The 24,437-nt window shown below is 49.3% G+C and carries 19 protein-coding genes and 1 pseudogene; 13 read left to right on the plus strand and 7 right to left on the minus strand.

From position 1 onward, the window contains the following. Positions 1–721 precede the first annotated feature (721 nt). The 11 genes and pseudogenes from ABD035_RS08585 (at position 722) to ABD035_RS08635 (ending at position 11,057) form a co-directional block, all read left to right on the plus strand. Complete coding sequence (locus ABD035_RS08585) at positions 722–1,054, plus strand: cupin domain-containing protein (RefSeq protein ID WP_343869367.1); 333 nt, start codon at positions 722–724, stop codon at positions 1,052–1,054. After that, on the plus strand, positions 1,051–1,809 hold the full coding sequence (locus tag ABD035_RS08590) for a glycosyltransferase family 2 protein (protein ID WP_343869369.1): 759 nt from the start codon (positions 1,051–1,053) through the stop codon (positions 1,807–1,809). The genes ABD035_RS08585 and ABD035_RS08590 overlap by 4 nt, the downstream gene beginning before the upstream one ends. 27 nt (positions 1,810–1,836) lie before the next feature. Then, on the plus strand, positions 1,837–3,615 hold the full coding sequence (locus tag ABD035_RS08595) for a hypothetical protein (protein ID WP_212714479.1): 1,779 nt from the start codon (positions 1,837–1,839) through the stop codon (positions 3,613–3,615). Beyond that, positions 3,587–4,087 (plus strand): hypothetical protein, encoded by a 501-nt coding sequence (locus ABD035_RS08600; RefSeq protein ID WP_343869372.1) that lies wholly within the window; start codon positions 3,587–3,589, stop codon positions 4,085–4,087. Before ABD035_RS08595 ends, ABD035_RS08600 begins: the two co-directional genes overlap by 29 nt. Further along, a complete protein-coding gene (locus tag ABD035_RS08605; RefSeq protein WP_343869375.1) occupies positions 4,087–5,103 on the plus strand; it encodes a WavE lipopolysaccharide synthesis family protein in 1,017 nt (338 codons plus the stop codon). Before ABD035_RS08600 ends, ABD035_RS08605 begins: the two co-directional genes overlap by 1 nt. Positions 5,104–5,140: 37 nt before the next feature. Beyond that, positions 5,141–5,779, plus strand: coding sequence for a PI-PLC domain-containing protein (locus ABD035_RS08610; RefSeq protein ID WP_343869377.1), 639 nt, complete (start codon positions 5,141–5,143; stop codon positions 5,777–5,779). Then, positions 5,769–6,407: an HAD family hydrolase gene (locus ABD035_RS08615; RefSeq protein ID WP_343869379.1), complete on the plus strand. Its 639-nt coding sequence runs from the start codon at positions 5,769–5,771 to the stop codon at positions 6,405–6,407. The genes ABD035_RS08610 and ABD035_RS08615 overlap by 11 nt, the downstream gene beginning before the upstream one ends. Next, complete coding sequence (locus tag ABD035_RS08620) at positions 6,404–7,468, plus strand: sugar phosphate nucleotidyltransferase (protein ID WP_343869381.1); 1,065 nt, start codon at positions 6,404–6,406, stop codon at positions 7,466–7,468. Before ABD035_RS08615 ends, ABD035_RS08620 begins: the two co-directional genes overlap by 4 nt. 58 nt (positions 7,469–7,526) lie before the next feature. Beyond that, positions 7,527–9,545 (plus strand): autotransporter domain-containing protein, encoded by a 2,019-nt coding sequence (locus ABD035_RS08625; RefSeq protein WP_343869383.1) that lies wholly within the window; start codon positions 7,527–7,529, stop codon positions 9,543–9,545. A gap of 136 nt (positions 9,546–9,681) precedes the next feature. Beyond that, positions 9,682–10,748: pseudogene (locus ABD035_RS08630) on the plus strand (acyltransferase family protein). Between the two features lie 36 nt (positions 10,749–10,784). Next, a complete protein-coding gene (locus ABD035_RS08635) occupies positions 10,785–11,057 on the plus strand; it encodes a hypothetical protein (protein WP_343869385.1) in 273 nt (90 codons plus the stop codon). A 369-nt stretch (positions 11,058–11,426) separates the two neighbouring features. Here ABD035_RS08635 and ABD035_RS08640 read toward each other — a convergent pair whose 3' ends face one another. Together ABD035_RS08640 and ABD035_RS08645 are read right to left on the minus strand one after the other, a co-directional pair. Next, complete coding sequence (locus ABD035_RS08640) at positions 11,427–11,573, minus strand: hypothetical protein (RefSeq protein ID WP_343869387.1); 147 nt, start codon at positions 11,571–11,573, stop codon at positions 11,427–11,429. A 1,363-nt stretch (positions 11,574–12,936) separates the two neighbouring features. Continuing rightward, positions 12,937–13,545, minus strand: a complete 609-nt coding sequence (locus ABD035_RS08645) for a hypothetical protein (protein ID WP_212714489.1) — start codon at positions 13,543–13,545, stop codon at positions 12,937–12,939. 589 nt (positions 13,546–14,134) lie between these two features. On the opposite strand from ABD035_RS08645, the gene idnO reads away from it, so the two are divergent. Together idnO and ABD035_RS08655 are read left to right on the plus strand one after the other, a co-directional pair. Then, on the plus strand, positions 14,135–14,899 hold the full coding sequence (gene idnO / locus ABD035_RS08650; RefSeq protein ID WP_343869390.1) for a gluconate 5-dehydrogenase: 765 nt from the start codon (positions 14,135–14,137) through the stop codon (positions 14,897–14,899). A 199-nt stretch (positions 14,900–15,098) separates the two neighbouring features. Continuing rightward, positions 15,099–16,097 carry a LacI family DNA-binding transcriptional regulator gene (locus ABD035_RS08655; protein WP_343869392.1) on the plus strand — a complete coding sequence of 333 codons (999 nt, stop codon included), beginning with the start codon at positions 15,099–15,101 and terminating at the stop codon, positions 16,095–16,097. Positions 16,098–16,147: 50 nt separating this feature from the next. Here ABD035_RS08655 and narI read toward each other — a convergent pair whose 3' ends face one another. The 5 genes from narI to ABD035_RS08680 form a co-directional block, all read right to left on the minus strand. Continuing rightward, on the minus strand, positions 16,148–16,825 hold the full coding sequence (gene narI, locus ABD035_RS08660) for a respiratory nitrate reductase subunit gamma (RefSeq protein ID WP_212714502.1): 678 nt from the start codon (positions 16,823–16,825) through the stop codon (positions 16,148–16,150). Next, positions 16,825–17,514: a nitrate reductase molybdenum cofactor assembly chaperone gene (gene narJ, locus ABD035_RS08665; RefSeq protein ID WP_343869394.1), complete on the minus strand. Its 690-nt coding sequence runs from the start codon at positions 17,512–17,514 to the stop codon at positions 16,825–16,827. Before narJ ends, narI begins: the two co-directional genes overlap by 1 nt. After that, positions 17,514–19,046, minus strand: a complete 1,533-nt coding sequence (narH, locus tag ABD035_RS08670; protein WP_343869396.1) for a nitrate reductase subunit beta — start codon at positions 19,044–19,046, stop codon at positions 17,514–17,516. The genes narJ and narH overlap by 1 nt, the downstream gene beginning before the upstream one ends. Beyond that, the gene (locus ABD035_RS08675) at positions 19,043–22,783 is read right to left on the minus strand and encodes a nitrate reductase subunit alpha (protein WP_343869398.1); all 3,741 of its coding nucleotides are present in this window, start codon (positions 22,781–22,783) and stop codon (positions 19,043–19,045) included. The genes narH and ABD035_RS08675 overlap by 4 nt, the downstream gene beginning before the upstream one ends. An 87-nt stretch (positions 22,784–22,870) precedes the next feature. Beyond that, entirely contained in the window at positions 22,871–24,262 is a 1,392-nt protein-coding gene (locus ABD035_RS08680) for a NarK family nitrate/nitrite MFS transporter (protein WP_343869400.1), read from the minus strand. Positions 24,263–24,437 lie beyond the last annotated feature (175 nt).

Raw genomic sequence — 24,437 nt, forward strand, 5'->3', positions numbered from 1 at the left:
TACCGGCCACACAATGTGTGGCCGGTGTTAACCGCTTCCCTCTCTTCACTTTCCCCGCCCGCAGTTACCCGAAAATTACCCCCTCCTGTGAATTATGAAATTTTAATAAATGATTTTTATTAAGAATGATTCCATAAATAGTAACTTTTGTGTGAATTATTAACAGTAGCTGAAAGTTTCACTCTGTTGATATTGGTCCTGATGATTAATTATTTTAAAGATTAAAAGCGGTGTTGAAAGTGGAAATAAACACTTTGAAGGAATTGATAAACGATCTTTTTATTTTAAATTAAAAAAATAAATAGGATTAATGTTCGCATTTTTATAGTATTCTGATATTTTATAGCGACATGGTGATTTTGTGTGGTTGTTAAAGCTATTTTTCATGTTTTACATGGCATTAAAAAACAAGTACCATCTCCGCAGACAGCAGATAAAGATTAAAATGTATATTTTCAGAACTGGCGACAGTAACCACCAGAAGACAGAACAGGTATGGGGGATTATTTCATCTTACACACCTGTGGCGGAATACCTGGCAGAGTCATTGAGCTATCTCCCGGCAGGAATGATCGGCCCGGAAATATTTCCCTGTCGGTAATATAACAAAGCGTAAGTATGATTTTTAGTTAATTTATCTAGGACTAATAAACTATTTCCATAAGTGATTTTTACTCTTTTTACATAAGTAATAATCACTATCAAACTGCGTAACTGAGCTATGGAAAAAAATAATATTGGGAATATGACCCGGGGCTGGTTTGTCGGTCCTTTTGAACCGTCAGTATTCCGTACCAGTAATATGGAAGTTGCCGTGAAATATTATCGGGCCGGTGATCATGAAGCCGCGCATTATCATAAGGTTGCGACAGAAATCACCGTGATTGTATCCGGTGCTGTCAGAATGTCAGACCAGTATTATTATCGTGGCGATATTATTACTATCGAACCCGGGCAGATAACAGATTTTTATGCTGTTGAGGATAGCGTGATCACGGTGGTGAAAATTCCCGGAGCGAACAATGATAAATACATTGCAGAGGAAATAATATGATCAATATTATTATCCCGATGGCAGGTCGGGGCAGCCGCTTTTCGGTGGCCGGGTATAACGATCCTAAGCCATTGATCCGTATCGGTGACAAGAGAATGATTGAAGTCGTCGTTAATAATCTTCGTCCCTGCAGACCGCATCGTTTTATTTTTGTTTGTCAGGAAGAACATATCGCCGGGTATGGTCTGGTTCCGTTACTGGAAAATATCGCGCCGGGTTCAGTGGTCGTCCCGATACAGGGAATTACCGGAGGGGCCGCGTGTACCGTATTAGCCGCAAGTGCCTATATTGATAACGACCAGCCACTAATGATTGCTAACTCAGACCAATGGGTCGATACCTGCATTGATGACTATCTGAAAAAAATGGATGAACAGTCGCTGGATGGTCTGATCATGACAATGACGGCCAGTGATAACAAATGGTCTTATGTGCAGTGTGATGAGCAGGGATGGGTACAACGGGTTGTCGAAAAACAGGTGGTTTCTGACGAAGCGACTGTCGGAATTTATAACTATCGTCGTGGCCGCGATTTCTGTCATTTCGCCCGGCAGATGGTGCGTAATAATGATCTTAGCCACGGAGAGTTTTATGTCGCGCCTGTCTACAACTATCTGCTGCAAAATAATAGCGGTTGCCGTATCGGTATCATGAATATTGGTACGGAGCTGCATGGCATGTATGGGCTGGGTACTCCGCAAGACCTGCAAAATTTTTCCCGGTTACCGATAGCCAGACAGGCGATTACCTTCTGACATGAATGCCACAGGGTGACTATTCCCGTGAAAATTATTCATTATTTACATGAGCGTAAACTCAGGGCGCGCCCGCTGAATCGGCCCTATACCCGGGCCTCACTGGAAATTGATGATACAGACCAGCTGACGGTCATTAGCTTTTCAGACTGTCATGACCGGCCGGCAGATGAAACGCATATCGTTAATGGCTGTTCACGGTTTTTTATCGCGGATCTTCAGGATGTTGCCCTGGTGAACGTACAGAATGATTCGGCCTTTTATGCGCATATGCTGTGGGATATCACCCATCAGATGCCGGCAGGCGGCAAGCTGTATATCCGGGAGACTATCGCGTGCGAAACACTGCTGGAACGGAGTTACTACCGTGATGCCTTTGAAGAAATTACCGGGGCCGGGGCGGACGTTCGGGTATATCTGAAACGGAGACCTCTGGCGGCCTCGCGGGATAAAGGGCTGACCCAATGGAGCTTTTGTATTCCGGTGGGTCCGGAAGAACCGACATTTATTAATGCCTGTGTCGAACGTATCCTGCAGCTGGATATTGCAGAAAAAGAGATCATTCTGTGTGGTACACCGCATCCGGACTTCCGTTTTTTTAAGCAGGTAAGGATCGTAGGGCAGGATATACCTGCTCCGCCGGTACATATCACCCGTAAAAAGAATGTACTGGTGCAGGCAGCCAGGTATCCGAATCTCTGTATCCTGCATGATCGTGTTTTACTGGCACGAAATTTTTATCAGGCGGTTCAGCGCTTCGGAGATGACTACCCGATGACCGGGTTTCAGTCATTTTATTTTACTGATCAGTATAATTTGATCCCAAGAAAATACTCTGATTTCAATACAATAGAGCAGGATTTGACGAAAGAGCTGTCAATCACAGGGGTGACACAGAAAGACACGTCTCTCATCAGTAAGCTGTTTTATTGTTATCAGCATCCGGCCAGAAGCCAGTTCGGTCACGATTATCTGACCGGCAGTTTGTATCTCTGCAAAAAATCCGTCTGGCAGCATGCACCGCAGAATGAGCAGCTTTACTGGAACGATTATGAGGATATTGAACAGGGCATACGCTGCAGTTACGAAGGTATCCCGACCATTATTAATCCCTGGTCGATCACGCAGAGTATGAATGCCCGCTCCGTGATCCACTATTACGGGTATGTTGCCGTAAAAGATTATCGGGGGAGCAAAAAAATGAGTCGTTGCTGCCTGGAAATGTTGCCTTTTATTCCGAAAAAACCGTTGTTCCGGCTGTCGGACGAACAGGCGAGAAACTTTATTTATCATTTTGCGAATAAATACGGTGCTTCAAAGGAAACATTACTTTGTATCTCTTCCTCCGCGATGAGCGGGCTGGGTCGTTTTTTACTGATAAAAAGAGTGATTAAAGAGATTAAAGTCAGGCTTGACGAAACCAGTGAGTTTCTGCGTGATTTCAGTCGCTGGATATTATGTGAGGATATGGCCCCGAATGAACTGGTGAGGGTTACCCGGGTCATGAACTCCTCAGCCAGCCCGGCGACGAAAAAGAGTATGCTGGTGGGGTGTTTTATTCTGAATAACCAGTTATCCCATTCCTGGTTTTTTTCGCCATTTTACAAAAAGAATGATGACTGGTTTATCAGAAAGCGTCGGATAATTAGCATAAATAATTTTATATCAGCATGTTACCTGAAATATTTTTATCGCGGAGCCTATTTCCCGATGTCGCTGCGGGAAGTGGCCAGGTTACTGAACGACAGCACGCCGTACCAGAGTGAACGGGGAAGTAATGGAACTGAATGTCGAAGGGATCACTGAAGAGGAATATGGCCTGTGGCTCAACGGCTTTCCGCAATCTGTTATACCGGTCATGGATGAAAGCGAATGCCAGGTGATTCAGATGGGGTTCGATCTGGAACGGGTAAAAAATTTCGCTATCAGTCCCGGTAAGCTCAGATATACCCTTTTTGTTAAAGTCAGTAATGACAAAGAATATGATATTTACCGGGAACATCTGATTACGCTGGTGAAAATACTGATTATGGATACCTCTGCACAGTGTCAGTGTGTCACCGTCTTTATCGTCTCGGCCCGCTATGAAGATTATAAAAATGAGCTTTGCTCATTTTTTACGACGAGTACCAGTTATTTACGTATTAATCACTTTGGCGAAAGACAAGTACTGTTAACTAATTTTTCTATGGCATTTTTGGGTGTGAGTGTGACAGAGTTTTTTATTAAGTCGGGGAAATGGTTAACCAGAAAGGTAAAAACGCTCAGGAACAATTAATGAGACCGTTAAGTATTATTTTTCAGGGCGCAGTCATTCATAAAAACAGACTCTGTTGTGATGTTATCGAAAACATAGCAATTACACGCCATCACTTTCCGGAAGATGAAATTATCCTGTCGACCTGGAAGATGTCTGTACCGTTACGCCAGCGATTGCAGGAGTCATTGAAACCACTGCAGATAGTCATTATTGAAAATGAAGATCCGGGTCCGCTGGTGTACCGGGAAGGGGAAGCGCACTGGGTAACCAACATTAACCGGATGATTATTTCTTCCCGCGAGGGAATCGGGCGGGCTACCCATACCGAGGTGATTAAGTTACGTACAGACTCAAGGCTTTATAATCGTAATATTACGTATTTTTTACGACACCGGAATGAGGAAGAACAGTTATACCCGCGGGATCAGGCTTACAGTCTTTTTCGTCAGCGAGTCATTAATGGCAATCTTTTTGCTCGAAATGCGAGGGGATATATGCCTTATCTCTTCCATCCGGGCGATATCCTGCTGGCGGGAAATAAACAGGATTTATTCGCTCTGTTTGATATCCCTCTGGCAGATGAATCAATCTTTGAAGTGTGTTTCTGTTTTTCTGTTTTTAGTCTGATGCGTTATGTGCCTGAACAATATCTCTGGGTGAAGTATATAGAGAAGATGACCGGGGTGAGCGAGTTTCCGGGGAACCGGTTTTCTTCAGAAAAACTGAAAGTGACTTCGGAGAAGTTTTATATCAATAATTTCGTCCCTTACTCCAGCGAGGTTCTGGGTTTTTTATGGAATAAATACAGTGAGGTTTATAAAAACAAAGGGTTATCGAGTATTTATACAACATCTGACTGGGTGATGTTACATCATCAACAGTCGATGGCAGTGAGTGCTGGTTTAAGGTTGAGTCAAAAGGCAGGCTCAGCGTGGATATTTATCCTGCGTACTATTTTATGGGTTAAGTTCTCCCCGCTGCATATTTCATTTATCCGCCGGCTGGCCATAAAGATGTTCAGCCGGCGGACCTGAATGCCTGCTCATCAAAGGGAAGGGATGAGGGAGGAAGATGCATATTTTATCACACCGGGGATGGTGGCGTACCGCAGCAGAGAGAAACAGCCTGCAGGCATTTCGCCGATCATTCGCCGCAGGATACGGCACCGAAACGGATATCCGGGATTATTGCGGAGAGCTGGTAATTTCTCATGATATTCCACACCAGGGATGTCTTTTACTGAGAGATTTTTTTGAGTTATTTGTCAGTTACGATCCGTTACTCCCCCTGGCCTTAAATATAAAAAGTGATGGCCTTGCCGGGACATTAAAGACGCTATTGCTGGAATACAGGATTAGTAACTATTTCTGTTTTGATATGTCGGTCCCGGACATGCTGAATTATATCGCCGCCGGGGTCAATGTGTTTGCAAGGATCAGTGAATTTGAGTGTGAAAATCCCTTACTGAGTCAGGTACAGGGGATTTGGCTGGATAATTTTTCTGATGGCCAGTGTGACGGAGAAAGAGTACAGCGGCTGATCGCCACAGGACTAGCGGTCTGTTGCGTATCACCGGAGCTGCATCAGCAGAATCCTGAAGGTTACTGGCAGCAACTCCGCAGGGTCAAGGGAGGGGGGCTGGTCACCGACGCTCTGATGTTATGTACCGATGTGCCGGATCAGGCACGGGAGGTTCTCTATGCACAGTAAAATCAACGCCGTCATTTTTGACATGGATGGTGTGCTGATTGATGCCAGAGACTGGCATTACGAGGCGTTGAATCAGGCGCTGGCCCTGTTCGGGATGGCGATCGCCCGGCATGATCACTTGTCAAAATTTGACGGTCTTCCGACACGCGACAAACTGGCTATCCTGAGTGCTGAAAATGGATTCCCGACAGCATTACACGGTTTTATTAATCAGCTAAAACAGAAATATACCCTGGATATCGTTTTCCGCCACTGCCGGCCCGTATTCCAGCATGAATTCGCGTTATCCCGTTTGCGTAATGAGGGCTATCGCCTGGCGGTGGCATCCAATTCTATCCGGGACAGTATCGAAATTATGCTGAGCAGGGCCAACCTGCTGGATAAACTGGAGTTTTTTCTTTCTAACCAGGATGTCCTTCATGGAAAGCCGTCTCCGGAAATCTACCAGAAAGCTATCGCCAGGCTTGAATTAACCCCCGCGCAGTGTCTGGTAATAGAAGACAATGAAAACGGTTTGCGGGCAGCCAGAGAGAGTGGTGCCTGGGTCATGAAGGTGGAGAGCGTGAATGACGTGAATTACACCAATATCAGGCAGTTTATCGATAGGGTTGAGGGGCAAAAAGAATGATCACCGTCATTACCTCCCTGGGAGGACAATCACTGTATGAGATGAGTTCTGAGTTTTCTTATCCGAAGATCCTGAATGAGATAAATAATAAAACCTTATTTGAATACTCTCAGGAAATCATCAGCCACCTGCCTGCCGATGTCAGACGCATTTTTCTGCTGCCAAAAGAAAAAGATGACGAGTATCAGCTCTCACCCATGATCTCGGTTGCCAGTCACGGAAGGGGGGAAATACTGCATATACAGGGGGATACCGGAGGTGCAGTCTGCAGTTGCTTACTGGCCATCGATAAGATCGACCCGGAAGATGAAGTGATCGTTATCTCTGCCGATCAATATATCCGCGCCGATCTGACGGAAATTATCGATCACTTCAGATCGCAGTCGGCGGATGCCGGTGTACTGACATTTACCTCGTTACACCCGAAATGGGCATTTATCAGAAAGCAGGCGGATGGGCGGATCACGGAAGTGGCAGAAAAGAGAACCATCAGCCGTGAGGCCATCGCCGGATTTTATTACTTCAGGAAAGGGCATTTTTTTATGCAGGCGGCTCAACGCTGCATTCTGAAAGGGGCGACGGTCAACGGACAATATTATTTATCCGGTTGTCTGAATGAGATGATTTTAGAGAATAAAAAAATTATTGGCTGGCCTCTGGAGGAAGGAAGTTATCATAATTTTTATGATAACCATGCTATCAAAGCCTTTGCTTCATCATTCCGGGAGAATAAGCCTCTGTTACCCGCGGGATTCTGCTATTCGGATATATTCGGGATGAAAACTATCCGTCATCCGGAGGCGGTTTTTGATGCCGGAGTGACGTTACAGGATAATGGACGCAGTTACTCCGGGAGTATGGCTGTCTCTGACTATCTTATCCATTTAATAGGAAGTGCGGAAAAAATATCAATCGAATTACAGTCCCCCGTGAGTGAAGGGAATAAAGTGATTATGCTTTATTCTTTATATCATGGTGATGTTTGTTCGCAATTCCTGGATGTTATTGCGCTTTCTCATTACGGTAAAATACAGTCTGTTCAGCACTCATTACTTAATTAATTACGGGTTAAATATTGCTGTTAATTCAGGATGATTTTTATTTAAATAAGGATGTTTAATGAAACGTGTACTCCATGCAGTCATTGTCTCTGTCTGTTTATCCGGCGCACTGCCCGCAGAGGCTTTTGACAAAATTTATACCTTTGGTGACAGTATCAGCGACGGCGGATTCGCCGGCAACGATACCCGTTTTATCTCCGGCTACACCAGTAAACTCTATTCAGAGATTATTTCCGGGGCTTATACCGGGCTGGAACTGCTTCCTTATACTCAGGGAGGTACAAACTACGCGCAGGCGGGTTCCACGGCCGGGTTTACCCTGTTACCGCTGTATAAAACCGCCTGGCAAATTGAAGATTATCTCGCAAGCCACCAACAGCAGGCAGATAAGAACGGATTATATTTTTTATGGATTGGCGGAAATGATATTTCGTTCAATGTGGAGAGTACGCTACTGAAGTTTAATTTTGGTGCACTGCTTGACCAGGGGAAGCATTATTTATTATCCGATGCGCCGGCAAATGTCGTAAGCCAGGCAAAAACGTTGCTTGATGCCGGGGCCGGGATGCTGGTGGTTCCTAATCTTCCGAATGCAGGGATGAGTCCCTGGACCGGGACGGCTCTGTTCGGGTTTGCTCAGGCGTTTCTGGGCGGTAACCTGTTTGATTTGTTCGAACTGTATGCCATCCAGGATACTTATCTGCGCTCTCTGGGATCGATTCAGGGGGAAGAGGCGCGTCAGTCCGCGGTTATCGATTCGCTGGCGGATGTGCTGGCCAGCAAAGGGATCACTGTGCCCCGTGAAATTACGGCCAGTGTTTTTCGCTGGTTTCTCAATACAGAAAATATGCTTACCGAACAGTTTAATTATGATGTGGAGCAGGGGCTATCGCAGCTAAACGGTAATATTGTTTACGCGGATATCAATCGTTTATTTAATGAGATTATCGAGTCTCCGAAAACCTATGGCTTCGATAATATCCTGGTGCCGATCTGTCCTATCGGTATCGGGGCACCGAGATGTAATGAGGATACGGTTAATTTTCATAACGACCAGGTGTACCTTTTTTCTGACTGGTTTCACCCAAGTCCGGTGGCCCATGAAGTTCTGGCTCAGTACATGATGTCAATTGTTGATGCACCTCTGCTGGTCAGCAGCCTGCAACAGGGAATACTGAATGTTCAGTCAGACAGGCGCCTGTATATGGATGGGCAGTTGCAGACACTCCGGGCATCGGAAACCGGAGAGAAAGCCACGGTATTCGGTGGATACAGCGGCAAATACGCGAAAGTTCGCGACAATATCTCCTCGTTTAACGGCCATGGGCTTGCCAGTAATGCATTGCTGGGGTTCGCCATACAGCCGGTAAAAGGTTTGCTGGTGGGGGGAACCTACAGCACCGGCTATAACCGTTATCAGTCAGCATCCCTGTTCAAATATAACTATGGCAGCACCATTATGGGGGCCTTCAGCCAGCTGAAACTGGCTAACGGACTCTGGGGGAACGTGGACCTGAGTAGCGGCAGCGTCAATTTCCACAACATTACGCGGCAGATCCGGCTGGGCAGTGCGCTGAGAAATGAAAAAGGCAATAGCCGCGGACGGTTCAGCGGTGTTGCTGTGAATACCGGCTATGATTTCCGGCTTACCCGTTATCTGACGACGGGGCCGGTACTGGGGTATAGCTATGATCGTGCACGCATCGATGGCTACCATGAACAAGCGGACAGCAGTACTTCAATGCGGTTTGGCGGGCAGCATGTTAATCGTCGTCAGTATACTGCCGGATGGCGTATCGAGGCGAAGGGACTGCGGGTTAACCCTTACCTTGAACTGGCCTATCGGCATGAAAATATTTCGGCAACCCCCGGCATCACTGCTGCTCTGAAGAGTACCGGGACATCGTTTTACCGTGCAGATGCCGGAAAAACGACGACCAAATGGCTGGAGACCCGGCTTGGGATGAATTCCGCCCTGACTAAAAATCTTGGGGTACAGGCGGTCGTCAACCTCAGTAGCGGAAACGGCGGAAACACCAGTATCAACTATGCCACGGGTCTGAATTATTCATTCTGAGTCCTTACCGGGGCAGGCGGAGCGGCAACACCACGACAGTCCGCCCCGGTTACTCGTTTGAAATTATCAGCACCCCGGGTCTGATCACAGACAGAGGTCAGTCATGTCCTGCGAAAGTAACAAAACACAGATAGAAATGATCCAGATATACCGTGCGATAGCCGCGCTGGCAGTGATTATTTATCACTACAGCTGGTTTGCTTTCCCGCTGGGACAGACATTTTTACGCAGAGGGTATCTGGGGGTGGATATCTTCTTTATGGTCAGCGGATTTCTGGCGTGGACAACGACACGCTATTTACCCTCCGGATGGCGCAGCAGTGCGACATATCTGCTGCGGCGAGGCTTCAGGATTATTCCTGCCTATGCGCTTATTACCTTAGGCTATGTCGTCTTTTTTTATTATTATTCCCCGCGGCCGGGGCTGGGATTACATGCGCTGAAGTCATTGCTGTTTATTCCGTTAAATGGCGGGGGTTCACCGTCTTATGGCCTTCCGTTACTTGATAATGGCTGGACGCTGAATTACGAGTTTTTTTTTATCTTCTGGTAGCGCTGACGCTGTTTTTATCCCGCTACCGGTATTGCACCCTGATGATGATTTTAATCGCTTGTATGACGCTGCTGCCTCGGGAAGTCATACTGTCACAGCAGAACAACGATCCCCGCTTTTACTGGCAGTATCTCTGCATGATCAGTGATACGATCAATATAGACTTTCTTGCAGGGATCCTGGCCGCGATGCTCTATCAGAAAATGTCTGCACGGGCAGGTATTCCGCAGTGGTTAATGATGCTGGCGTCTGTGATTTATTTTTTGGGTGCCGTCGGCTGGTTATATAAACCGTTCGGAGAACTCGGGAATAATCATACCAGTATAATGCTGTTACCTTGCCTGCTGGTTTTTTTAGCCGGACTTAAACTGAGTAAGGTGAAGAAAATAAGTTATCCCGGCTGGTTACTTTTTACAGGAAAAATATCTTACTCTCTCTATCTTCTGCATATGGTCGTTATTTTTTCGATGATTGAATTATTGAAATTGTTATACGGCGATGATTTTTTTGATTCATTTCCCCATCGGTTTAATTTGGTATTGATAAGCATCGGGATCACATTTTTGTTATCGGCTGTGTACTACGCACTGATTGAAGTCAGGCTTTCCCGCTGGCTGAAAATCAAAATCTTCCATTTTCTGAAGTTATAACATGTAAAGCTAACTTATTATCCCCACGGAGTTTTTATGAATAGTGAAAGGAAATCACGCAGCAATAAAAAGACCGAAATCCTCAAGGCACTGGAAGCATTATGCCTGGAAAACGGCTCGCCTGCCGGTGGCAGCGGTGCGTTGCCGGAGCTTCAGCGCTGGCCTAAAACACGGCAAATTTCAGACCGCTGTGACACCAGTATTTATGTGACGCGCGCCATCCTGTTACAGCTGGTGGAAGAGGGTAAGGTGCTGAAATCACCAGAGCTCTATTTTAACTCTCTGCGCTGGTATATCCGTAAGCGGTGACGCTGAACGGTATCCGTTAATTACGCTGAAAGCAGCAGTCCTGCAGAAGCGGGACTGCCGACACATCGCGGCACGGCTCAGTAAGCAAGACGGTTATCCCCTGGTCAACAGACGGCGTTTGACGTTCATTAAGAATTCACGGCACGACATGCCGCTGGCAGAAATAACCATCCGCCGGGCTATCAGCAGACCAGCGGCCACACCGGGAAAAGACAGTAACCCGTCGGTGAAAGCCGGATCTCTGTGGGTTACAAGGGGGGCAGCGTAGTGAGGGACACAGGCATCAGGACACAAGCCGCCGTCACCAGGCCGGAGGACTAATACCTGGTTGATCATCCGGAGAGCCTGCAGATGGGCGATGATTTCCGGTCAGCCCAACCGCATCGGGGCAATGGCCAGGAATAAAACGTCCGGGAGGAATAACGGGATAAAGACGATAAAAATGACATAACAGGCGGTGATTATCTGCCCGAAATGCAGGTCGTCTCCTTTGAAATTCAGCTTACTGGCAATCATTTCGGTGACCCCCCGGGGAAGCGGCCTTCTTCTTTGCTCGCAGTGCCGATGACTACACTCATTTTACCTCGTGAATCTGTAATGCTGTTATTTGCCAGGATCCCGACGTGATAGAGGCTCGCCTCCGATACTTGTCTCCCCTGACAGCAATAATGCCGGCGCCTGCTCCAGTATGCCGAGCTTACCAGTTTTTGCTGTAGCCCTCAGGATCATTTACCCCTGATCCGGCCGGTGACGCGGGTAAGGCCGTTAAGGCCGGTCATTGTGGCAGAGGCTCACCACGACGTTGCCGTAGCGGCGCCGTGCAGGTCAGTCTGTAAATCCGGGGTCTCCTGCATACTTAAACCTCCATATAAACCGAAGCATTGAGACAGGTAACGATACTATCCCCGCTTGATTTGCTTTCACTGGCACACCGGCACTCCTCTTAGGGTGAAAAACGCAATCTACCTGCCTTCAGCGATCGACCGGCGGAAGAAGAACTGAGTATTTTTCAGCAAAGTTCTATCTCAACACTGAATGAAGGTCATGGCCGGCAGGGGCGGGTACTGGCCAGTAAATTACTGACTTTGTCGGTTCATCTTACAGATTTTGTGACTCATAAAGGGATAGGTAACATTCAGACAATAAAACGGATCGTCAGCGACGCTGCCGGTATTCCGTAAAATGATCCCTCGTTGCTGCCCCAGTATGCTCAGCGTCGAAGTACCTTGCATGATGCTGAGATGCGCTGGCAACAGAATTCAATTCCCGGGCCGGAGGTTACCGCAATGCAGTCAGCAGCACTGGATGAACCCTTCAGACGTTTTACGCTGGCGGGTTTGAAGACGACGAGAGATCATCATCATAGTCAGTGAAGCCAGCGGTGGGTAGTGCTGGGCAGAAAGCCGAATACCGCGTTGAGGCCGTCCGATCACTCTCGCGGCTGACTGCGGCAAAGACAACACTACCGGTTCTGAATGACAGCTTTCGCTAACCTCTTTGGCATTCTCTGCCCTGTCCTGACTACGTCAGTTCGTCTTCCTCAGATAATCCGCGATAAGCGGTATAGCGGTATAGCGGGATCAGGGCATACAGGGTGGTAAGAAAAGCGGTAAGGCAGGGCATTAATACAGAACCGTATGCTCTCTGAGCGTGTGGCTCATCGTTTCCGCGGGATCTGTACCACCTGCAGCCGCAACACTAATTATTTTTCCTGCCAGCAGGGCCGGGTTTTACTGATAACCGACCCCGTCTGGTTCTTAGTAACTATCTGTCGACCATGATTTCCGGTTTATGCCCGATCTGCGTCTGCTGACCTCAGACGTCTTTCCGGGAATAAGGCCTGAGACGGAGGAGTTTCCTGTCACTCTGCTGTGAGCCATCAGGGATTGACCAGGCGACCGATAGCGCGGAAAAAACTTTTCTTACTGTGCCCTTTTTTTATTGCCCCTTCCCGATAAAAATACACTTTCCGCAGATTACACTGCAGGAGTTCGGCGATTTCTTTAGTATTCAGGTTATAAAGATAACCGCGTAACAGCGATACCTGTTCTTTTGTCAGGTCCAGGCGGCTATGGAATATAACACTATAATTTCTTTTGCATTTTCCCTGTGTGTCCCGGCAAAGAATACGAATGAAAAAGCTGAAGTCGTCCAGGGGAAGCCGTTTGTCCAGTTCAAAGTCGGCATTTTTAATATACATAAACTGGTGTAACACCGAGAGCAGACAAACCTTACAATGCGGGTTTGTCGACTTTATCTTTAAAATATCATTTTCGGGATCGATCACTATCGGACAGGTAGTCAGGATATCATAAAAAATGAAATCAAATTCACGTACTGAACGATGATTTAGTAGTTCTTCTACCGAAGAAAAAGTGTAGACAATAATATTGTCAGAGATGTGCCTGCATATAGAAGATATTGCCATGCAGGTATAGTTACAGGTATCGATAATGGCAATGGAACGAATGACTTCCTTGTTATTCATATAACACCACATTTATATTATTAGGTTGATTTACAAGGTGATTTTCTTCTGCCTGATTTTCCGAAGTCAGTGCAAAGCGTAATAAGCGTGCCGGAGTATTATGTGTTGGCTGATTTTCATCCGTCGCCTGAAGATTTTAAACACTGATATGATTAAAATATCGCCGGATTATGTCAGCTATTTGTCCTCTGTTCTATAGAGTTAGCCCAAATTATTTAAAAATAAGAATATTTCAGTTAGTCCTATTCGGCGGGGAGCGATATTTAATAGTGTCAGTTTGCCGATAAAAGGCGAAGAATAAATTATTTGGGGTACCCGCATCCGGTCATGGCCTTTATAACAGGGCGTTTCTGGCAACATAATTGCCAGCCATAGTATAAGTCAGAGGTCTGTCTTTTTCTTTACCGCGATATTTTACTCTGCATCTCAGCACGTAACAGAGATCGGTATCTAAGAACATTTGAGATAAAATCTCTGACAAGGATCACATATATTCCCAAAGCTTAGGGGGAACAGTCAGAAAGACGTTTATTCCCCGGACTGTTGCGCGTACAGTTACGCGTAACAGTTGGTCATACGGGGTCGGAAAATGAGTAACTTATTTAATCTGAGCGGCAAGCGAGCCTTAATCACCGGATCTACCCAGGGGCTGGGATTACTGATGGCTTACGGACTGGGTGAGCATGGTGCCGAAGTCATTATCAACGGGCGCAGCCGGGAGCGTTGCGAACAAGCTGTGGTGCAATTACAGCAGGCAGGAATAACGGCATATGCCTGCGCGTTTGATGTCACCGATCCGCAAGCCGTTACGCAAGCGATTGAACAGATCGAAACGGATATCGGTTCGCTGGATATTCTGATTAACAATGCCGGTATTCAGTTCCGTAAACCTTTCACCGATTTCCCGGTGGAGCAATGGGATAACATTATGAATGTTAACCAGAAATCGGTGTTTCTGGTGTCTCAGCAGGTTGCCAGGAAGATGATTGAGCGTAAGCGCGGAAAAATCATTAATATCTGTTCTATGCAAAGCGAATTAGGTCGCGACAATATTACCCCTTATGCTGCATCCAAAGGGGCCGTAAAAATGCTGACCAAAGGCATGTGTGTGGAACTTGCGCGGTATAATATTCAGGTTAACGGTATTGCACCGGGTTATTTTGATTCAGAAATGACATCGGCTCTGGTCAATGACAAACAATTTACCGACTGGCTGTGTCACCGGACACCCGCCGCCCGCTGGGGTAAACCTGAAGAACTGAAAGGGGCTGCTGTATTCCTGTCAGCGCCGGCATCTGATTTTGTGAATGGCCATATTCTGTTTGTTGATGGCGGCATGTTAGCGTCAGTTTAATCCGCACGGGCGGGGAATGATATCACCGCCCGTCACCGGTATCCCGTATCTGCCTTTATCACTTACCGGGGACGTTGCTACGCGCAGCGTCTCCGCCTGATGCTGATCGGTGGTCAGCGTCATATCCGGCAGGGTTATCCTGGCAGTCTCTGCATTTCACAGGCAGACTATCCGCGAAAAAATACTTACAGGAAATGTGATGAAACGAAACCGTATGTCCCTGCAGGATATCGCGACCCTGGCAGGCCTGACAAAAATGACGGTAAGTCGCTATATGCGAGATCCGTCTAAGGTTTCTGAGCGTAGCAGAGGTGCGATTGATGAAGTCATGCGCCAGCATAACTACATCCCCAACCGGTTGCCGGAAATACTGTCGGGGGCGGGGAGCCGGACGCTGGGAGTCATCATTCCGTCTTTCCGGAATCAGATATTCTCAGATGTGCTGGAAGGTATTCAGCAGGTTGCAGAAAAGCATGGTTATCAGACCATTATCGCCAGTGATAACTATGATCCGCAGGTCGGACAGGAAAAAATAATCACTCTTCTCTCCTATCATATTGATGGTCTGCTGCTGACCGGGACACAGCATACTCAGATGGCCAGAGATTACCTGAAAACCTCCGGCATTCCTGTGGCAGAGTTGATGGAAATAACCGCCGAACCGCTGGATATCCAGGTCGGATTTGATAACCGGCAGGCGGCGTTTGATATGACGACGGAATTTATCCGGCGGGGTAAACAACAGATGGTCTTCATCGGTGCGATGGACGACCCGCGGGATGCCAGTCGCTATCAGGGGATGACACAGGCATTACAGCGATCCGGATTATCAGGACAGCATTATCTCCCCGGAGCTATCTCTTCCATGGCCTTAGGTCGCCGGTTATTTCAGCAAATCATTACACAGCATCCGCAAACCGATGCCATATTTTGTACCAATGATGATCTGGCGATGGGCGTGTTACTGGAGTGTCAGGCCCGTCAGATCCGGGTCCCGGAAGATATCGCGATTGCCGGTTTCCACGGACTGGATATCGGTTCAGCCAATCAGCAGAAACTGGCCAGTGTGATCACGCCAAGGCTGGAAATGGGCCAGGTCGCCACCGGACTGCTGATTGCGCAACTGGAAGAGCGCCGCAAAGCCGGTACTGAAACCGTGGATCTCGGATACCGCCTGTTCACCGGGGATACTCTGTGAAAACAGCGACAGGCGCGAACGCCTGCCGCTGCTGAGTGTCATGCTTCTGACTAGTGCCGCGAACGAACCAGCTGGTAGCGGCGGGTCAGATATTCCACCGGCGCGCTCCAGATATGCACCAGCCGGGTAAAAGGAAATAATAAAAACAGCGTCATTCCCAGCACCAGGTGTACCCGATAGATCATGTCCACCCCGTCCAGAAAAGAGGCTGCATTACCCCGGAAAAAGACGATAGATTGCGCCCAGCCAACCAGCTTCATCATCTCCTCACCGTCCATATGGCGGCTGGAAAACAGAATAGTGGTTAATCCGAGGCACGCCTGGATCACCAGTAAACTGAGGATCAGAATATCGGCGTGGGTGGAGGTTGCCCGGATTCTGGGATTATACAGCCGGCGTTTCAGCAGCAGTGCCCCGCCGATCACCGTCATCATGCCGCAAATTCCCCCGGCCGCCATGGCTATCTTTTGTTTCGCGGCAATCGACAGGAAGGGCTCATAGACCCAGTGCGGGGTCAGTAACCCAAACAGATGCCCGAAGAAAATCCCGAGAATACCGATATGAAACAGGTTGGAGGCCAGAGTCATGCCTTTTTTATCCAGCATCTGGCTGGAAGCTGCCCGCCAGCTATACTGGCCATAATCGTAACGCAGCCAGCTGCCTGCCAGAAACACCGTTCCACACAGGTAGGGGTAAAGATCGAACAGAAAGGTATTCAGCCAGCTCATCATTTGACACCTCCGGCCGATAAGTCCAGATATTGTGGGGTGACCTGCTCACGAAAGCGCTGGCGATACTGCTGGTTAGCCGCATTATTACATGCCGTATCGTCGATAAATTTCACCTGTTCTTCCTCCCAGAGAGCATCCATTGCCTGCGGAGTATCATCGCGGGATTCTCCGGCAATTTTCTCAAGCACCGTGTGGCTACGTAGCGGGCTGTCAGCCAGGTGTAACAGCTGGTCAAACAGCACATGATAACCACTATCACGTTGTGTCAGACGTCCGCCGAGCAGAGCCAGTATTTCAGCGATATCCCGTAATCCCTGACGGCCATCCTCTTCCGGGCAGAGCGACAGATATTCCAGATATACCGGCAGATAATCGGGGAGCTCACGGCAATCCGGCTGTAATCCGGCTGCCTGGTACTGCGCCATTAAATCAACCATCGCCTGTCCGCGATCACGCGATTCAGCATGGACATGTTCAAACAGCAGCAGTGAGGTGGCGCGTCCCCGGTCAAAGGTTTCACACCATTCCTGCTGGCGATCCAGTAACGGGGCCTGCAGATAACATTGCGAAAATTCGAGTAACTCCGGCGATTCACTGGCGATAACGGCTAATATTTCCTCCGAAGCCTCCCACAGTTCCTGAGAAGGGTATTCCAGCATGACAGCAATCAGTTTTAATGGCAGCATCACTGATCTCCTGTTTTTTCCGACACGTTGATGGCATCGATCCGGCGGCTGTTAAACAAATTAAAACGGCTATCACTCCCGTGGCAGCCATCACCAAAGGTAAATCCGCAGCCGCTTTTTTCCGGGAATGCGTGTCCTGCCATTTCACGGTGACCGGAAGGCACGACAAAACGGTCTTCATAGTTGGCAATGGCCAGATAGCGGTACATCTCTTCAGCCTGAGCCACCGTCAGCCCCGTCTGCTCCAGTGCGCGGGTATCGGTTTTGCCTTCCACCGTCTGAGCGCGTTTATAATGGCGCATCGCCATCATGCGCTTTAATGCTGAAAGCACCGGGGCGGTATCCCCGGCGGTCAGCATATTGGCCAGGTACTGCACCGGGATCCGTAGTTCTTCTACCGCCGGTAATACGCCATCGCTGGCTAAAGCTCCGGATTCAGCGACCGACTGAACAGGGGAGAGCGGGGGGACATACCAGACCATCGGCAGGGTACGGTATTCGGGATGCAACGGCAGAGCCAGTTTCCAGTCCATTGCCAGTTTCCATACCGGCGAATTTTTTGCGGCTTCCAGCACATTCTGCGGGATCCCCTGTTTCTGTGCTTCACGGATCACCTGCGGATCATGCGGATCGAGGAAAATACCGGACTGGCGCTGATAAAGATCCTGTTCATTTTCCGTGGCAGCGGCTTCAGAGATCTTATCGGCGTCATAGAGCAGCACGCCCAGATAACGGATCCTGCCGACACAGGTTTCTGAACAGACGGTAGGCATACCGGCTTCGATACGCGGATAGCAGAAAATACATTTTTCAGACTTCCCGCTTTTCCAGTTGAAGTAGATCTTTTTATAAGGGCAGCCACTGATACATAAGCGCCAGCCGCGGCAGCGATCCTGGTCAATCAGGACGATACCGTCTTCTTCACGCTTATAAATCGCGCCACTCGGGCAGGTCGAGACACAGGATGGGTTCAGACAGTGCTCACATAAGCGCGGCATGTACATCATGAACGTATGCTCAAACTCGCCATAGATCTGCTTTTCTATGTGCGCAAAGTTCTGGTCGGCAGAGCGCGTTGCAAATTCTCCGCCGAGAATCTCTTCCCAGTTCGGGCCTGAGGTGATCTTATCCATCCGCTGACCGGTGATCAGTGAGCGCGGACGAGCCGTCGGCTGATGTTTACCTTGTGGCGCATTGTGCAGATGCTGGTAATCGAAGGTAAAAGGTTCGTAATAGTCATCGATCCCCGGCACCAGCGGATTGGCGAAAATTTTACTTAATACCCCGACTTTGCTACCCAGGCGGGGCTCCAGCCTGCCGTTGATTTTACGGATCCAGCCGCCGCGCCATTTTTCCTGATCCTCCCATGCGGTCGGATAACCGGTGCCGGGTTTGCTCTCCACGTTATTGAACCAGGCGTATTCCATACCTTCACGACTGGTCCAGACATTTTTACAGGTCACGGAACAGGTATGACAGCCGATACATTTATCAAGGTTCAGGACCATGCCTACCTGGGAACGTATTTTCATTGCTTAGCCTCCTGAACCTGATCACGTCCTTCATCGTCCAGCCAGAGAATATTTTTCATTTTGCGGACAATAATAAATTCATCGCGGTTGGATCCCACGGTGCCGTAATAGTTAAACCCGTAGCACTGATGAACATAACCGCCGATCATATGTGTGGGTTTAGGGCTGATACGGGTCACTGAGTTATGGATCCCTCCCCGCATTCCCGTCACCTCGGAGCCCGGGATATTCGTGATGCGTTCCTGTGCGTGGTACATCATGGTCATCCCTGCAGGCACGCGCTGACTGACCACCGCTCTGGCAGTCAGTGCGCCGTTACTGTTGAAAGCTTCGATCCAGTCGTTATCGCGTATTTCCAAATCCCGGGCATCTTCCTCACTCATCCAGACGATCGGCCCGCCGCGCGACAGCGTCAGCATCAGCAGGTTTTCGCTGTAAGTGGAGTGGATCCCCCATTTCTGATGAGGGGTCAGAAAATTCAGTGTCTTCTCCGGATAGCCATTGGAAGGAATATGCTGCATTTTCTCAACACTGCGCGTATTAATCGGCGGTCTGTAGCTGACCAGACTTTCCCCGAAGGCACGCATCCAGGGGTGATCCTGGTAAAGCTGCTGGCGGCCGGTCAGTGTGCGCCAGGGGATCAGTTCATGAACATTGGTATAACAGGCGTTATAAGAGACGTGTTCATCCTCCAGTCCTGACCAGGTCGGGCTGGAGATAATCTTTCTTGGTTGTGCCTGGATATCGCGAAAACGAATTTTCTCTTCCTGTTTTGGCAGGGCAAGATGGGTATGGTCCCGTCCGGTAATTTCGCCCAGAGCTTCCCAGGCTTTTACGGCGACCTGGCCGTTGGTTTCCGGGGCCAGCGCCAGGATCATTTCTGCGGCATCGATGGCCGTATTAAGCTGTGGCTGACCTTTCCCTGCACCTTCAGCCCGGGTGTGATTGAGCTGGCGCAGCAGTTCGACTTCCTTCTCTGTGTTCCAGGAGATCCCTTTACCGCCGTTGCCCAGCTTTTCCAGTAACGGACCGACAGAGGTGAAGCGCTCACTGAGGGCAGGGTAATCACGTTCTACCACCATGATATGCGGAGCCGTTTTGCCTGGCTGCAGTTCGCATTCACCTTTGTGCCACTGTTTAACATCGTAAGGCTGGGACAGTTCCGCCGGGGAGTCATGCTGGATGGGTAACAGCACCACATCGTTTTCCACCCCGAGGTGACCCGGGCAGAGTTCAGAGAAGGTTTTGGCAAGCTCTTTATAGATTTCCCAGTCACTGCGGGATTCCCATACCGGGTCGACGGCGGCTGACAGCGGATGGATAAAGGGATGCATATCTGACGTATTCATGTCGTCTTTTTCATACCAGGTCGCCGTCGGTAAAACGATATCGGAGAAAAGACAGGTACTGGACATCCTGAAGTCGAGGGTGACCAGCAGGTCCAGTTTCCCTTCCCGGGCCGGTGTCTGCCAGTCTGCTTCCTGCGGGGACATTTCCGGGTCAGCCACGGTTTCCTCCCCCTGAATACCGCTGTCGATCCCTAACAGATAACGCAGCATATACTCATGGCCTTTCGCCGAAGATCCCAGCAGATTCGAACGCCAGACAAACAAATTTCGCGGATGGTTATTACCGCTGTCCGGCTGTTCGCAGGCAAAACGTAACTCACCTTGCTTCAGCGCCGACACGGTATAATCCACCGGAGAGATACCGGCTTTTTGGGCCATTGCGGCAATGGTCAGAGGGTTGGTATTCAGTTGCGGCGAAGAGGGCAGCCAGCCCATGCGCTCAGCACGGATGTTAAAATCAATCAACTGGCCGCTGAAGGCCTGTTTATCTGCCAGCGGAGATAACAGTTCCCGGGGTGAAAGTTTTTCGTAACGCCACTGGCTGGAGTGATTATAGAAAAAGGACGTCCCGTTCATATGGCGTGGCGGACGGCTCCAGTCCAGCGCAAATGCCAGCGGTTGCCAGCCGGTTTGCGGGCGCAGTTTTTCCTGCCCCACATAATGCGCCCAGCCACCCCCGCTTTGTCCTACACAGCCGCAAAAGATCAGCATATTCATCAGGCCGCGGTAGTTCATATCCATGTGATACCAGTGGTTCATACCGGCCCCGACGATGATCATGGAACGACCGTGGGTCCTGTGTGCGGTATCCGCAAACTCCCGTGCAATCCGGATAATCTGGTCGCGGGGCACGCCGCAGATTTGTTCTGCCCATGCCGGGGAGTAAGCTTTTATTTCATCGTAGGCGCTGGCGGCCTGAGCATCGCCCCAGCCACGATCGATCCCGTAATTCCCTAAGGTAAGATCATACACACTCACGACTTTTGCCTGGGTACCGTCAGCGAGAGTCAGCAGTTTCACCGGTAAGGTGTGGACCCGCACCGGAGAGTGTTCAACGTGGCGAAAATGGGGGGATTGCTGGCCACCGAAATAAGGAAAGGCCACTTCGGCCAGCTGATCATACTCTTCCGCCAGACTGAGGCGCAATTCAGTTTCCTGCCCGCCTGCACGGGCCTCCAGGTTCCACCCGCCTTTTTGTCCCCAGCGGAAACCGGCCGAACCATTTGGGATCACTAACTGACCGTCATGGTTAATTGCCACGGTTTTCCAGTCCGGATTATTACTTTCACCCAGGTTGTCAGCCAGGTCGGCGGCTCTTAACAGACGGCCCGCACTGTAATAACCTTCACCGGTCTCTTCCAGCATGACCAGCATGGGCATATCGGTGTAGCGCCGGCAGTAATTAATAAAATAGTCGCTGGGGTTATCGAGATGAAACTCCCGGAGAATGACATGGCCCATTGCCATCGCCAGAGCCGCATCGGTTCCCTGTTTAGGTGCCAGCCATTGATCACTGAGCTTCGCGACTTCAGCATAATCGGGGGTGATGGCGACTGTTTTTGTTCCTTTGTACCGGACTTCAGTGAAGAAGTGCGCATCCGGCGTACGGGTTTGCGGTACATTCGAACCCCAGGCAATGATATAAGCAGAGTTATACCAGTCTGCCGATTCAGGCACATCCGTCTGCTCCCCCCATGTCATCGGGGATGCCGGTGGCAGGTCGCAATACCAGTCGTAAAAGCTCAGGCAGGTGCCTCCCATCAGGGAGAGGTAGCGTGTACCCGCGGCATAAGAAACCATCGACATGGCAGGGATCGGAGAGAAACCGGCGACCCGATCCGGACCGTAGTGTTTGACGGTCCAGATATTGGCGGCAGCAATCAGCTGGTTCAGTTCATTCCAGTCTGAACGGACAAAGCCACCTTTGCCGCGGGCTTTTTTATAGCGGGCAGTTTTTTGCTCATCACGGACAATACTGTCCCAGGCATCGACCGGGTCGCTGAATTCCTGCCGGGCTTCGCGCCATAGCTGGATTAATTGCTTGCGGACTAAGGGATACTTCAGGCGGTTTGCACTGTAGATGTACCAGGAGTAACTGGCTCCGCGCGGACATCCGCGGGGTTCGTGATTAGGTAAGTCTGAACGGGTACGCGGGTAATCGGTTTGCTGGGTCTCCCAGGTCACCAGACCATTTTTCACATAGATCTTCCAGCTACAGGACCCGGTACAGTTAACGCCGTGGGTAGAACGGACAATTTTATCGTGTTGCCAGCGTTGCCGGTAACTGTCTTCCCAGTCACGGTTACTGTCCATCGTCTGGCCGTGCTGTTGCGAAAACGTGCTGCCTTTTTGCTTAAAGTAGCGCAGTTTATCCAGTAATTTGCTCATAGTGTTCTCCGTGCAGAGCAGGTTGCTTCACCATTGACTCTGTCAGGTATCCGGCCGGTAAAATGCCCGCAGAGCGGGCATACTCTGTTATTGTTTCGCGGGTTTTTTACGACCGTAGACCAGTCCGGTGACCAGTAAGCAGACAATGTAAAATACCAGGAAGATCTTCATCGCCCCCACCGGCGAACCGGTGAGATCCAGTGAGCTACCAAAGGCTTTAGGAATAAAGAATCCGCCGAAGGCCCCAATGGCAGAGATAAAGCCCAGCGCGGAGGCGGTTTCAGTGACAGCAAGTTGCTGAACTTTGCTTTCGCTGACTCCGTCTTTCAGCGCCTTATTGATCGTCAGCTGACGAAAGATCACGGCGATCATCTGAAACGTTGAGCCACTCCCCAGTCCGGCAGTCAGGAAGAGCCCCATAAATACCGCGTAGAACGCGTTGAAATTACCGTTGCTCACGCCTTCGACCGGCAGAGTGAAAAACAGCAACCCGGTGAAGATCACCATAAAGATATAATTAATCAGTGTGACGCGAACTCCGCCGAACTTATCGGAGATCATGCCGCCGAATGAACGGGCCAGCGCACCGATGAAGGGACCAAAGAAGGCCAGTTTGAGAATATCGACGCCCGGGAACTGTGTTTTCGCCAGCATGGCAAACCCGGCGGAGAAGCCAATAAAAGAACCAAACGTGGTCAGGTACAACAGGCTAAGTAACCACATATGACCGCGTTTCAGCACCGGCAACTGCTGGCGGATGGATAACCGGGTGCCCGGAACATCGTTCATGGCAAACCAGGCGGCGAGCGTCGCGATAAACAGCAGGGGGACCCAGACCCAGGCGGTGTTTGCCAGCCAAAGCAGGCTGCCATTTGCCTGAGCTACCCCTTTGCCTCCCATCAGGCTGAATAACGGGAGGACAAGGACCAGCGGAGCGACAAGCTGCATCACGCTGACGCCGAGATTCCCCAAACCTCCGTTGATACCGAGTGCGCTACCCTGGCGGGCTTTCGGGAAGAAAAAGCTGATATTCCCCATGCTTGACGCAAAGTTGGCTCCGGCAAAACCGCACAACAACGAGATGATAATAAATGTGGAGTAGGGGGTGCTGGTATCCTGTACCGCGATACCCAGCCACAGACACGGGATAATCAGGATCACCGTAGAAATCGCTGTCCATTTCCTGCCACCGATTAACGGCACCATAAAGGAATAAGGTACGCGCAGGATAGCCCCTGAGAGTGCGGGGAGGGCCGTTAACATAAATAGTTGATCAGTCGTAAAATTAAAACCGGCTTTGTTCAGATTAATTGAAACTGCGCTGAACAACATCCAGACGCAAAAGGAGAGCAATAACGCAAATACCGAAACCCACAGGTTTCTCCGTGCTATTTTTTTCCCGCTTTGCTCCCAGAACTGACTATTTTCCGGCTCCCATTGCTGCAGCAGTCCGGAGTTTTTTCTCTTTGATAACGACATGGCTAAGCTCAGTGTTAATAGTTGATAGAGAAATTACCTGGTGTCAGGTAACGACAGGGTTAACAGATGAACTAAAAAATACTAATTAACGATTATCTTTCTTATCTGTTGATATATTTTTATTGTATTGTTACGGCGCGATTACTATATCCCGGCAGATGGTCTCCCATGATTG

The organism is Tatumella terrea (assembly GCF_039523755.1).
GTDB lineage: Bacteria > Pseudomonadota > Gammaproteobacteria > Enterobacterales > Enterobacteriaceae > Tatumella > Tatumella terrea.

Coding starts and splice junctions, on each gene's coding strand:
- ABD035_RS08675 (WP_343869398.1), bottom strand. CDS start 22,783: ATGAGCAAATTACTGGATAAACTGCGCTACTTTAAGCAAAAAGGCAGC.
- ABD035_RS08645 (WP_212714489.1), bottom strand. CDS start 13,545: ATGAATAACAAGGAAGTCATTCGTTCCATTGCCATTATCGATACCTGT.
- ABD035_RS08610 (WP_343869377.1), top strand. CDS start 5,141: ATGCATATTTTATCACACCGGGGATGGTGGCGTACCGCAGCAGAGAGA.
- narH (WP_343869396.1), bottom strand. CDS start 19,046: ATGAAAATACGTTCCCAGGTAGGCATGGTCCTGAACCTTGATAAATGT.
- ABD035_RS08625 (WP_343869383.1), top strand. CDS start 7,527: ATGAAACGTGTACTCCATGCAGTCATTGTCTCTGTCTGTTTATCCGGC.
- ABD035_RS08680 (WP_343869400.1), bottom strand. CDS start 24,262: ATGTCGTTATCAAAGAGAAAAAACTCCGGACTGCTGCAGCAATGGGAG.
- idnO (WP_343869390.1), top strand. CDS start 14,135: ATGAGTAACTTATTTAATCTGAGCGGCAAGCGAGCCTTAATCACCGGA.
- ABD035_RS08600 (WP_343869372.1), top strand. CDS start 3,587: ATGGAACTGAATGTCGAAGGGATCACTGAAGAGGAATATGGCCTGTGG.
- ABD035_RS08615 (WP_343869379.1), top strand. CDS start 5,769: ATGCACAGTAAAATCAACGCCGTCATTTTTGACATGGATGGTGTGCTG.
- ABD035_RS08655 (WP_343869392.1), top strand. CDS start 15,099: ATGAAACGAAACCGTATGTCCCTGCAGGATATCGCGACCCTGGCAGGC.
- ABD035_RS08605 (WP_343869375.1), top strand. CDS start 4,087: ATGAGACCGTTAAGTATTATTTTTCAGGGCGCAGTCATTCATAAAAAC.
- narI (WP_212714502.1), bottom strand. CDS start 16,825: ATGAGCTGGCTGAATACCTTTCTGTTCGATCTTTACCCCTACCTGTGT.
- ABD035_RS08585 (WP_343869367.1), top strand. CDS start 722: ATGGAAAAAAATAATATTGGGAATATGACCCGGGGCTGGTTTGTCGGT.
- ABD035_RS08590 (WP_343869369.1), top strand. CDS start 1,051: ATGATCAATATTATTATCCCGATGGCAGGTCGGGGCAGCCGCTTTTCG.
- ABD035_RS08635 (WP_343869385.1), top strand. CDS start 10,785: ATGAATAGTGAAAGGAAATCACGCAGCAATAAAAAGACCGAAATCCTC.
- ABD035_RS08640 (WP_343869387.1), bottom strand. CDS start 11,573: ATGATTGCCAGTAAGCTGAATTTCAAAGGAGACGACCTGCATTTCGGG.
- narJ (WP_343869394.1), bottom strand. CDS start 17,514: ATGCTGCCATTAAAACTGATTGCTGTCATGCTGGAATACCCTTCTCAG.
- ABD035_RS08620 (WP_343869381.1), top strand. CDS start 6,404: ATGATCACCGTCATTACCTCCCTGGGAGGACAATCACTGTATGAGATG.